Annotated in this window: 11 protein-coding genes; 1 reads left to right on the forward strand and 10 read right to left on the reverse strand. The window is 59.1% G+C overall.

The features are described 5' to 3' along the window. Nucleotides 1–122 precede the first annotated feature (122 nt). The 10 genes from CFN46_RS16570 to ffh form a co-directional block, all read right to left on the reverse strand. On the reverse strand, nucleotides 123–1,976 hold the full coding sequence (locus CFN46_RS16570) for a DHH family phosphoesterase (protein WP_088744182.1): 1,854 nt from the start codon (nucleotides 1,974–1,976) through the stop codon (nucleotides 123–125). Nucleotides 1,977–2,088: 112 nt separating this feature from the next. Then, the gene (gene thrC, locus CFN46_RS16575) at nucleotides 2,089–3,480 is read right to left on the reverse strand and encodes a threonine synthase (RefSeq protein ID WP_024953051.1); all 1,392 of its coding nucleotides are present in this window, start codon (nucleotides 3,478–3,480) and stop codon (nucleotides 2,089–2,091) included. A 111-nt stretch (nucleotides 3,481–3,591) separates the two neighbouring features. Continuing rightward, a complete protein-coding gene (locus tag CFN46_RS16580) occupies nucleotides 3,592–4,908 on the reverse strand; it encodes a homoserine dehydrogenase (protein ID WP_088744183.1) in 1,317 nt (438 codons plus the stop codon). A 180-nt stretch (nucleotides 4,909–5,088) separates the two neighbouring features. Continuing rightward, entirely contained in the window at nucleotides 5,089–5,859 is a 771-nt protein-coding gene (locus CFN46_RS16585) for a DsbC family protein (protein WP_024953049.1), read from the reverse strand. Between the two features lie 39 nt (nucleotides 5,860–5,898). Further along, the gene (xerD, locus tag CFN46_RS16590) at nucleotides 5,899–6,807 is read right to left on the reverse strand and encodes a site-specific tyrosine recombinase XerD (protein ID WP_088744184.1); all 909 of its coding nucleotides are present in this window, start codon (nucleotides 6,805–6,807) and stop codon (nucleotides 5,899–5,901) included. 236 nt (nucleotides 6,808–7,043) lie between these two features. Beyond that, a complete protein-coding gene (gene rplS / locus CFN46_RS16595) occupies nucleotides 7,044–7,400 on the reverse strand; it encodes a 50S ribosomal protein L19 (RefSeq protein WP_024953047.1) in 357 nt (118 codons plus the stop codon). Nucleotides 7,401–7,596: 196 nt separating this feature from the next. Beyond that, a complete protein-coding gene (trmD, locus tag CFN46_RS16600; protein ID WP_088744185.1) occupies nucleotides 7,597–8,349 on the reverse strand; it encodes a tRNA (guanosine(37)-N1)-methyltransferase TrmD in 753 nt (250 codons plus the stop codon). Between the two features lie 25 nt (nucleotides 8,350–8,374). Beyond that, nucleotides 8,375–8,941 carry a ribosome maturation factor RimM gene (gene rimM, locus CFN46_RS16605; protein ID WP_024953045.1) on the reverse strand — a complete coding sequence of 189 codons (567 nt, stop codon included), beginning with the start codon at nucleotides 8,939–8,941 and terminating at the stop codon, nucleotides 8,375–8,377. An 8-nt stretch (nucleotides 8,942–8,949) separates the two neighbouring features. Continuing rightward, nucleotides 8,950–9,201, reverse strand: a complete 252-nt coding sequence (rpsP, locus tag CFN46_RS16610; RefSeq protein WP_024953044.1) for a 30S ribosomal protein S16 — start codon at nucleotides 9,199–9,201, stop codon at nucleotides 8,950–8,952. Nucleotides 9,202–9,402: 201 nt separating this feature from the next. Then, nucleotides 9,403–10,839 carry a signal recognition particle protein gene (gene ffh, locus CFN46_RS16615; protein ID WP_024953043.1) on the reverse strand — a complete coding sequence of 479 codons (1,437 nt, stop codon included), beginning with the start codon at nucleotides 10,837–10,839 and terminating at the stop codon, nucleotides 9,403–9,405. 330 nt (nucleotides 10,840–11,169) lie between these two features. Here ffh and CFN46_RS16620 point away from each other — a divergent pair, with 330 nt between their 5' ends. After that, nucleotides 11,170–11,967 (forward strand): inner membrane protein YpjD, encoded by a 798-nt coding sequence (locus tag CFN46_RS16620; RefSeq protein ID WP_024953042.1) that lies wholly within the window; start codon nucleotides 11,170–11,172, stop codon nucleotides 11,965–11,967. Nucleotides 11,968–11,977: the final 10 nt, after the last annotated feature.

The raw sequence follows: 11,977 nt of genomic DNA on the forward strand, positions 1-11,977 counted from the left end.
ACCTGCACACCTCTTTCACCGCTGGTAACGCCATGCGTCCCCGGCAGCGGATGCGTACTTTACGCACCGGACCGGTTCAGCGCAAGGCCTTTTGGGAAGAAATGTCATCTAGAGCTCATACATCACACCGGCAGAGCATATTCCAGCATAAGCTGGAGGGACTCTCGGCCCCGCCACCGGTTACGTGACAGCTTATAAGCACAGTGCAGGACATCCCCCAAACCAAAGGCAGGCGCCTCACCAGGTGTCAGCGCTCTGAACCAGATAGCTTTTATGCGCACTCGCCCCAGCGAAAGCTCCATAGAAAGGTGGGTACCGTCGGCCCCTACGGGACGCAAGCTTTCTATCATGAAGCGCCCCTCGAAAAGCGGTGCCTCAAACTCGCGGCCAAAGGGGGCGAGGCGCTCGATCTCATCCAGCGTCTCCAGGCTCAACTGCCCTTCATTGAGCCCACCATCGCTGAGTATCAGCGGATTGAGCGGAAGATCACCCAGTTGCTCGGCAGCCGCTTGCTGAATGGCATCAGTAAAGATACTCCTCTCGACCAGGGGCAGCCCTACCCCTGCAGCCCCCTTATGCCCACCGAAGCGCGGCAAGCCCTGGGGCGCGAGATCGTGTGCCCGCTGCAATGCATCACGCAGATGCAACCCTTCAATGGAGCGGCCCGATCCTGTCAGCATACCCGGCGTTGCAGCAGGTGTGAGTACGACAGCGGGCCGCCCAAATTGCTGAACCAGCCGCGAAGCCACGATCCCCTGTACACCGGGATGGCCGTCTTCCAGGTAGACCACAATGATCTGATGCCCGGCGCGCAAAGACTCCATGGCCAACGAGCGGGCCGACTCTACCATCTCCGCCTCGATGGCCTTGCGCGATTGATTATCTTGGTCAAGCACATCCAGAGCGCTGCGTGCCGCGGCATCTTCCCGTGCCAGCATGAAGTGAAGCGCAGCATAAGGATCATCCAGCCGTGAGCGCGCATTGATGCGCGGCCCCATCTGAAAGGCGAGCGTCTCGGCATTGAAAGGTACGCTATCAGCGCCCAAGCGCTCGGCCATCGCCCGCCAACAAGGCTCCTGCATACGATTAATCAGTGTCAGGCCGAGATTGACCACTGCACGATTGATGGCACTCCCACCAAGCGAGACACAATCAGCCACGGTCCCAAGAGCGACATACGATAGCCACGGTGACAACTTTGGCGTACTCGCTGGCAACCTGCCCTGCTCGATCAATACATTACGCGCCAGTGACATGGTCAACCAGGCCACCATACAGCCAGCGATGGTCGCATCCGGGTAGGCACAATCGGCCCGTGTCGGATTGACGGTTGCATAGGCAGAAGCCGGTGGCCCTTCCTGCGGCAATGCATGGTGATCCGTCACCACCACTTCTATTCCCGCTTCCTTCAACAGCGCCAGGCGCGCCTCATCGCTGGAGCCACAATCTGCGGTCACGATGAGAGTGGGACGCGGACTCAGTGTCATGATGCGCTCAACCAGCGGCAGACTGATGCCGTAGCCGTCATGAATGCGATGCCCGATCAAGCTATGCACGCGATCGTAAGGCACATCGAACAACTCGGTCAGGGTGCGCAGCATCACTACATGCGAGGTAATGCCGTCGACGTCGTAATCTGTGAGGATACCGATGTGCTCGCCGTCACTGACAGCGCGGGCGATGCGCTCTGCCGCACGTCGACCGTCTGCCAGCCGTTCGGGATGCTCAATATGCTTGAGCGCAGGCGTGATCAAGGCCTCCAGCGGCGCCTTGCAGCTTTCGAGCGTCAACCGCCCTGCCAACACTCGCGCCTGCAATTCACTGAGACCTGCCGCAAGGCCTTGTTGATAGAGGCGCTCGTCACGTGTACGCGGGCGAATGACGCGCGCAATGCTGGCCGTGAGCGTACGCTCATCCGGGCGCGCCAAGGTGCCTTGTGATAATGAAACGGGCGACGATGAGGGAGTGACTGACATGATGGCTCCTGACAAACGACATGGCCGTCATTTCGGCAGCGGACTGCAGAAATGACGGCCATGAAAAATGGCTACCGATCAGCCTAAAAGGCCCGACCGGTAGCTGATGCGATCACCCGCGGCGATTCTCACGCACGAAGTTCTGCACGGCAGTCAATTCAGCCGGCAGCACACTGTAACGCTCTTCGCGCTCAAGCAAGTCACTCAGATGCGGCGGCAGATCAACGCCCGCAAAGCCTGCACGCGCTACCGCTTCAGCAAACTTCGCAGGGTGCGCGGTCGCCAGCGTAATCATCGGTGTCGCAGTATCGGTACGGCAGACCTCTGCCGCACGATAGCCGGTAGCCGTATGCGGATCGAGGATCTCGCCGGTACGCTGATGCGCTTCACGGATAACCTCGAGAATCGTCTCGTCATCGACACTGTGGCTGGAGAACAGCTCACGCAGCTTCGCCAGCGGTGCATCCGCCAGTGCCGCAGGTTCACGTGAGAAGTGCTCGAGTAACTCACGGATCGCCTGACCATCGCGGCCGTAGGCCTCGAACAGCAGACGCTCGAAGTTGGAGGACACCACGATATCCATCGACGGCGCCAGCGTCGCCTTCAACTCCTGACGCGAGAAGTCGTTGGAGGAAATGGTGCGATGCAGGATGTCGTTGGCATTGGTGGCGATCACCAGCTGGCGCACCGGCAAGCCCATGCGCGAGGCCAGATAACCGGCAAAGATGTTGCCGAAGTTGGCCGACGGCACCGTGAAGCTGACCTGACGCGCCGGAGCGCCCAGCGCCACACCGGCAGCCACGTAGTAGACGGTCTGGGCCATGATGCGCGCCCAGTTGATCGAGTTGACCGCGACCAGACGCGTGCCATTCAGGAAGTCCTGATCGGCGAAGCTGGCCTTCACCATCGCCTGAGCATCATCGAAGTTGCCCTCGATAGCAATGTTGAAGACGTTGGGTGCCAGCACGGACGTCATCTGACGGCGCTGCACCTCAGACACCCGGTTATGCGGATGCAGGATGAAGATATCCACGTGGTCACAGGCACGGCATCCCTCAATGGCAGCAGAACCGGTATCACCCGAAGTCGCCCCCATGATGACAGCACGCTCACCGCGCTTGGCGAGGAAGTGCTCGAGCAGGCGCCCCAACAACTGCAGCGCAACGTCCTTGAAGGCCAGCGTCGGGCCGTGGAACAGCTCCAACAGATAATGGTTGCTGTCGAGCTGATTGAGCGGCACGACAGCATCATGACTGAAGGTGGCGTAGGTCTCGCGCACGATGGTGCGGAAGGTCTCGTCATCGATGGCGCCATCGACGAACGGCTTCATGACACGGAAGGCGATTTCCGCGTAGGACTCGCCCGCCATTGCCGTCAGTTCTTCCACACTGAACTGTGGCAGAGTTTCCGGCACGTACAGGCCGCCATCGCTGGCAAGCCCCGTGAGAACCACATCTTCAAAACCGAGCGCTGGCGCCAGGCCGCGCGTAGAGATATAACGCATATCGTGTCTTCCCGTGGCCTCTGCCACCTGAATGATTCTTACCCTTCCCGGCCCTCGCCGGCAGCCCAACGGGAGGGGGCTGACGTTCAGCCCCCTCCCGATTGCACACCGTCAGGCGTTGTCGTCGAGATCCTCGACACGAATACGCACCACGGAACCGGCAACATCCACCAACGCTTCCAGCTGGCGAATCGCTTCGTTCATGTGCAACTCACGAGCACGATGCGTCAGCAGGATGATCGGCACCAACTCACCTTCGGTGGCTTCCTTCTGGATGATCGCCTCGATGGAGATGCCCTGCTCGGCAAGAATCGTGGCGACACGCGCCAGAACACCCGGGCGATCGACAGCCTGAAGACGCAGATAGCAAGCGGTCTCGATGTCTTCCATCGGCATGATCGGCAAGGTATCACCGTGCTGATTGACTTCGGAGAAAGCCAGATACGGCACGCGGTAGCGGTGATCGGTGGAGATATCACGCGCTACGTCGAGCAAGTCCGCAACGACAGCAGAGGCTGTCGGCTCAGCACCGGCGCCAGCACCGTAGTAAAGAGTAGGGCCGACGGCATCACCCATTACCTCAATGGCGTTCTTGACGCCATGCACGTTCGCCAGCAGACGCTCTTTCGGGATCAACGTCGGATGCACGCGCAGCTCAAGACCTTTGCCAGTCGCACGCGTAATGCCCAGGTGCTTGATGACATAACCAAGATTATCGGCCTGCTCGATATCCTCAGCAGTAATGCGCGAGATACCTTCGGTGTAGGCTTTGTCGAACTGCAGCGGCACACCAAAGGCGATGGACGCCAGGATGGTCAGCTTGTGTGCGGCATCGATACCTTCGATATCGAAGGTCGGATCTGCCTCGGCGTAACCTAGTGCCTGCGCTTCAGCCAAGACGTCGTCAAAGCTACGGCCTTCATCACGCATCGCGCTGAGAATGAAGTTGCCAGTACCATTGATGATGCCAGCCAGCCACTGAATACGGTTGGCCCCCAAGCCTTCACGCAGTGACTTGATGACCGGGATACCGCCTGCAACAGCCGCCTCGAAAGCAACCATGACGCCTTTCTCGGCAGCAGCACGGAAGATCTCGTTACCGTGTACAGCGATCAGTGCCTTGTTGGCAGTGACGACATGCTTGCCATTGGCAATGGCTTCCATCACCAGCTCATAAGCGACGTCATAGCCACCAATCAGCTCGACCAACACATCAATCTCGGGATTACGTGCCACCTCGAAGATGTCATGGGTACGGCTGACGCCGGTGATATCGCAGTCGGGGTTATCACGCCGCGCACCGATTTGTTCGACAATAATAGGGCGCCCAGCACGACGCGCAATTTCATCGGCATTACGGGTCAACACGTTGAACGTGCCGCCGCCTACGGTACCCAGACCACAGATTCCTACTTTCACCGGTTTCAACGTCGCTTTCCTCTCTCGTTACGGTATCCAGCCTTGATGGCCGCGCCTATCGCGCTGACGCCCTGCCGACCTGTCGTCGGTCTCTTATCCAGACAGCATTTAACCTTACAGTCTGCCGTGACCACGGTAGCAAGGCAGAACGGCCTGTCAACGCGTGATCGTTATATCACTTGCAACTCATCAGCCATCGACGCCCAGCATCGTGGCAAGACGATCGACCGGCAGATAACCCGGCACCATCTGACCATCCGGCATCACGATGGCTGGCGTCCCCTGCACACCCATGCGCGTGCCGAGCTCATACTGGCTTGCGACCGGAGCATCACAGCTAGCGGTCTGCTTGGGCACTTCGCCTTCATTCTTGATGCGGTTCATGGCTTCGGTAGGATTCTCTGCACACCATACCTGCGCCAGCTCTCGCGCACCTTGAGAGCGCATGCCACCGCGCGGGAAGGCCAGATAGCGCACTTCAATACCGCGCGCATTCAGTTCCGGGACTTCCTTGTGCAGCTTGCGACAGTAAGGGCATGTCGTATCCGTGAAGACACTGATGACCGCTTTGATCTCGCCTGCCGGACGATAGATGACCATGTCTTTTTCACTGACATCGCCCAGCAGTTTGAGGCGCTCGCCATTGGCCTTCTGTTCGCTGAGGTTGACCAGCCCCTTGTCAGCATCGTTGCGGTACATCTCACCCACGATCAGGTGCTGACCATCGATGTCGGTATAGAAGCTTTCGCCGCTTGTCAGGCGCACCTCATAAAGCCCCTTGATCGGACTGGATGCCAATGACTCGACTGGCAACGGCTTCCCATTGACGACCAGTTTGTCACGCAGATCATCCAATGCATCGGCCTGCGCCAGCGGTGTCAGAAGCGTCAACAGTGTACCGGCACCAATCAGGCGAAGCACATGCCTCAGGCGCTGCGGGCGGCGGGTAAACTTGCTCATCAATCTCTCCTTGACGTCCGCGGGCGAGGCAATCGTTGATCAGCCGCGCGGATGGTGTTCGGCATGCAGACGTTCCAGGCGTGCCTGGGCCACATGAGTATAAATCTGGGTCGTGGACAGATCACGATGACCCAGCAACAACTGCACGACACGCAGATTGGCACCATGATTGAGCAGGTGCGTGGCAAAGGCATGTCTCAGCGTATGAGGCGACAGCGGCTTATCAATCGACGCCGTCACGGAATGATGACGAATGCGATGCCAGAAGGTCTGCCGCGTCATTGCCTTGTTCTGCCGCCCCGGAAACAGCGCCGGACGCGTCTGGTCGGTCATCATCGCAGGTCGGCCAGCGGACAGCCAGCGTGACAACCAGTCACAAGCCTCCTCGCCCAAAGGCACCAATCGCTCGCGATCTCCCTTGCCGACGACACGCACGACTCCCTGGCGAAGATTCAGTGCATCGACACTCAGGTTGACCAGCTCACTGATACGCAGGCCCGCGCCATATAGAACTTCCAACATGGTGCGGTCACGCAAACCAATGGCGGTGTCAAGGTCGGGGGCTTGAAGCAATCGTTCGACTTCGTCTTCATCCAGCGTGCCTGGCAGACTGGGGATCACGCGCGGCAGACGCACCTCATGCAAGGGATCTGACTCGATCATTCCTTCTGCCAGTGACCAGCGATAAAAGCGACGTAATGCCGATAACAAACGAGCAGTAGAACGCAAGGCATGTGACTCGCGCCGCGAATCACAAAAGGCCTGTATCTGCTGCGAGGAGGCCGACAACAAAGGCACTATCGCTGCGCCCTCCGACGTTTGAGCCGACAACCAATGGCGCCATGCCTGCAAGTCACTGCGATACGCATCAAGCGTATTGTCGCTGGCACCGCGCTCCAGCCAGAGCGTATCGAGGAAGCGCTCAACCAGCCCATTATCATCTGTCATCCCTGCGCCTCCTGAAGCCAGCGATACGAGAGCGCTTACTGCTCAAGTGACTATCGATTCTACTCTGACAGCCTGACGAGTGGATTAACCCCTTCTGCTCGTCATCGATTTTTCGATTTTCTAAAACAAGAACACCCCGCCATGCGATGCATGGCGGGGTGTTCTCTACGAGAGTGCAAGTGGCAATTCGCACCCTCGCATGGTGCCGAGTTCTGCATTCAGAAAATGCGGAGCGCTTAGCCCAGCTTTTCTTTGATACGTGCAGACTTGCCGCTACGCTCACGGAGGTAGTACAGCTTAGCCTGACGCACGTCACCACGACGTTTGACGTCGATACCGGCAACCTGCGGGCTGTAAGTCTGGAAAGTACGCTCGACGCCCACACCGTGGGAGATCTTGCGGACGGTGAAAGCGGAGTTCAGACCGCGGTTACGCTTGCCGATCACCACGCCTTCGAAGGCCTGCAGACGTTCGCGAGTTCCTTCCACAACCTTGACCTGGACGACGATGGTGTCACCCGGTGCAAAGGTCGTGATTTCCTTGCCCATCTGCTCGTTTTCGATCGCCTGGATCAGTTTATTCTTGCTGCTCATCGCTAGCTCCAAATTCGTTAGCATCAAACCCTGGGGCTGATGTTTGTCATGACCCCGGCACCGCAAACGGCCTTGAACACGGGGATCGACCTTGTGTGTGACGCGCCACGGGGCTCCCGCAAGATGACTCCGGGCCGTGCCGCACCTCCGCCACGATGGCGGCCTTCTCCTAGAACGAACGCAGTGTCCGCGAAGGTCAGACCTTGCCTTTCCGGGCGTGCTGCGCGATGAACTCGTCGAGCAACTTACGCTCCTCTCGAGTCAGCGTGCGGCTCTCAAGCAAATCTGGACGCCTTAGCCAGGTACGCCCCAGAGACTGCTGCAACCGCCAGCGCTTGATCAGGGCATGATTGCCACTGAGCAAGACATCCGGCACCCGCTTGCCGTCGATGACTTCGGGGCGGGTGTAGTGCGGACAATCGAGCAAGCCATCGGTGAAGGAATCTTCCTCCGCGCTGGATTCATGCCCAAGAACGCCCGGCACCAGGCGTGCCACCGTATCGATCAAGACCATGGCTGGCAGCTCACCGCCAGACAGGACGTAATCGCCGATCGACCACTCCTCATCGATCTCTTCCTCCACCACACGCTCATCAATGCCTTCATAGCGTCCAGCGACCACGATCAGGCGCTCTTGCGTCGCCAATTCACGGGCACCGGCCTGATCCAGCCTGCGGCCTTGCGGGGAGAGATAGATCACACGAGCATTGTCACCGCCAGCGGCGCGGGCGTCACGAATGGCGCCACGCAGAGTCTCGACCTTCATCAACATGCCGGGACCTCCGCCGTAGGGACGATCATCGACCGTACGGTGCCTGTCGGTGGCGTAGTCACGCGGATTCCAGAAATCGACCTCGAGCAGGCCTTTATCAACCGCTCGACCGGTCACTCCACTGGCGGTGATCGCCGTGAACATTTCCGGAAACAGACTTACTACACCAATCCACACAGGCGTCAGCTCTCTGTGCTTAACATCAGAATTCGGGATCCCAATCGACGCTTATGCGTCCAGTGGCGAGATCCACATCGCGAACCACCTGATTCGGAAGGTACGGTACGAGCCGTTCCTTCTCATCGATACTGTCGTCGTTCGGCTTTATCACCAGAACGTCGTTGGCACCGGTTTCCATCAGAGTGCTCACTTTCCCGAGGCGCTGGCCATCCAGCGTCACCACCTCGAGACCTTCCAGCTGATGCCAGTAGTACTCACCCACCTCCAACTGCGGCAGTTGCTGCTTGGGCAAGAGAATCTCCGCCCCGGCCAGCGCCTGCGCAGCCTCTCGACTATCGACACCTTCCAGCTGTGCCACCAGACCTTTGCCGTGGCGACGGGCCTGCGTGAGCCGTGCGGGAATCTGCTTCCCGTCCAGTTTCAGCATCCAGCCGGCATAGTCGAAGATGCCGTCGATCGGACTGGTGTAGGAATACACCTTGAGCCAGCCTTTCACGCCATAGGGGCTGGTAAGCTTCCCCATCACTACAACATCATCGCCATGCGGTGAGTGTGCAGTCGGCTGCGGGTTATTGGAGTGAGTAGGCATCCTGGATATCAAGCCTGCTGCTTGCCAGCTTCCTTGAGCAGCTGAGCGACACGGTCAGAGACCTGTGCGCCCTGCTGCTGCCAGTGAGCGACGCGCTCGAGATCGACGCGCAGACGCTCTTCCTGGCCGCGAGCGACCGGGTTGAAGAAGCCGACGCGCTCGATGAAGCGGCCATCACGGGCTGTGCGGGAATCAGCTACAGCGAGGTGGTAGAAGGGACGCTTCTTGGCGCCACCACGTGCCAGACGAATGGTAACCATTGCGTAATCTGTCCTTCGTGTTGAAGTGAAAAACGTGCCACAGAACTCGGCTTCGCGTGGAGGGTCCACACGAAGAGGCGACATTCTACGGAAATCGGCAAGCCTTGGAAACCTTTTTCCAAGGCCGTACAAGCGCTCCGCGACACCAACGATGTCGTGGAGCACAATTCTTGGCGATAAAGACCGTCAGGCGTCAGGGACTTAGCGACGCGGGAAGCGACCGCCACCCATGCCCCCCATACCACCGCCGGGGCCGCCCATGCCGCCCATACCTCCAGGGCCACCCGGGCCGCCGCCACCCATCATGCCGGACATACCGCGCATCATCTTCTGCATGCCACCTTTCTTGCCAGCCTTCTTCATCATCTTGGCCATCTGCTTGTGCTGCTTGAGCAGGCGATTAAGATCCGGCACCTGGGTACCGGAACCCATGCAGATACGACGCTTGCGCGAGCCGTTGATGAGATCAGGGTTACGGCGTTCCTTGGGCGTCATGGAATTGATCATCGCCTCAAGCTTGCCCAACTCTTTCTCACTGGCCTGGCCTTGGGCGGCCTCCGCCAATTGCCCCATCCCCGGCAGCTTGGACATCAGGCTACCCATGCCACCCATGTTCTTGAGCTGTTGGAGCTGATCACGGAAGTCTTCAAGATCGAAGCCCTCGCCCTTCTTGACCTTGCTGGCCAGCTGCTCGGCCTTGCTCTTGTCGACAGTGCGTTCTGCTTCCTCGATCAGCGACAACATATCGCCCATTCCGAGGATACGCGACGCAACACGATCCGGATGGAAGGGTTCGAGAGCATCAACCTTCTCGCCCATCCCCATGAACTTGATCGGCTTGCCAGTGATGTGACGTACGGACAATGCCGCCCCACCACGTGCATCACCATCAGCCTTGGTCAGCACAACACCCGTCAGCGGCAGGGCTTCATGGAAAGCCTTGGCGGTATTGGCGGCATCCTGACCCGTCATCGCATCAACGACGAACAGTGTCTCATCCGGCGAGAGGGTGCGATGGAGTGCGGCAATCTCGTCCATCATGTCGGCATCGACATGCAGGCGGCCCGCGGTATCGACCAGCACCACATCGTGGAACTGGATACGCGCATGCTTCATCGCGGCTTCAGCGATCGCGACTGGCTGCTGGGATGAATCAGAAGGGAAGAAGTCGACATCCACTTCCTTGGCCAGCGTTTCCAGCTGATCAATGGCCGCAGGACGATAGACGTCAACCGAGACCACCAATACCTTTTTCTTCTCACGCTCACGCAGATAGCGCGCCAACTTGGCCACGGTCGTCGTTTTACCAGCACCCTGTAGGCCTGCCATCAAAATGACGGCGGGGTTGCTCTTGAGCACCAGCCCTTCATTGGCTTCGCCCATGATCGCTTCCAGCTCCTGCTGGACGATCTTGACGAACTGCTGGCCCGGCGACAGGCTCTTGGATACTTCCTGACCGACAGCACGCTCGCGCACACGGTCGATGAAGGCCTTGACCACTGGTAGAGCAACATCCGCCTCAAGCAACGCCTTACGCACTTCGCGTAGAGTGTCCTTGATATTGTCTTCCGTCAGCTTGGCCTGGCCGGTAATCGACTTCAGCGTATGCGACAGGCGATCACTCAAACTTTGAAACATGGGCCTCTCCGGCTAGGGACGTCTGGGGGCCGCGCAGCGGGACGAGAATGTGAAACTTGCTCGACTCCGGCGTCACGGCATGACGCCCCAGCGCGTGAATGGTTATCCTGCCACGCATTATACGCACAGGGCGGGTCTGTCTCCATGATAGGCGCACTGATGATCAGGGCAATATGTGCGCCGATGTGCCTCATTCCTCGGTATAAGCCATGACAGAAGCCCCAGGGTGGATGCAATCCCGCCAGTGCTTTCGGTATAGTCTCTGCATATAGACAGCGCCTCAGATGAGGGCTGCTCTCCCAACACCCTCCGGCACCTGGACAACAGCACATGCAGGCTCTGCCCTTTGCCATTCTGGCCATCATTTTCTATCTCGGCGCTGGCCTCTGGCAGGGCCTGACGTTGACACGTCGCGTTCCGGCACGCGCGCGACTGGTGCGCAGCCTTGCACTGATCGCAGTTGCCTGCCATGCGGTGATTGTATGGATGACACTCAATCATGGCGGTCAGCTCCACCTGGGGCTCTTCGAGAGCGCCTCGTTGGTCAGCTGGGCGATCAGCTTACTGCTCGTCGTCGCGAGCCTTTTCAAGCCGGTTCTTGCCGGCGGCGCGGCGCTGTTCCCGGTCGCGGCCGTCTGCGTACTCGGCGTGATGAATCTGCCGAGCGCCAATACCGAAAACCCACTCTCGCCCGGGCTTATCGCCCATATCTTCACCTCCGTGGCAGCACTCGCCTTTCTGAGCATCGCTGCCATGCAGGCGGGCTTGCTATCCCTGCAACAGCATGCGCTCAAGACACGCCATACTCGCGGTATCGTGCAGGTGCTGCCGGCACTCACCAGCATGGAGCGCGCGCTGTTTGAGCTGATCTGGGCTGGCATGATTCTACTGAGCGTCTCGATCATCAGCGGCATGATCTATCTCGACAACATGTTCGCTCAACACATGGCCCACAAGACGGTACTCAGTCTCGGCGCCTGGGTGATCTTCGCCATCCTTCTATTTGGCCACCACGTATTGGGGTGGCGCGGACAGCGTGCAGCACGCTGGACACTCGGCGGCTGCCTGGTGCTGGCACTGGCATTCTTCGGCACCAAATTCGCGCTGCAGATAGTATTCGCCCCCTGATGCACGCCCC

Source organism: Cobetia sp. QF-1, assembly GCF_002213105.1.
Lineage (GTDB): Bacteria > Pseudomonadota > Gammaproteobacteria > Pseudomonadales > Halomonadaceae > Cobetia > Cobetia crustatorum.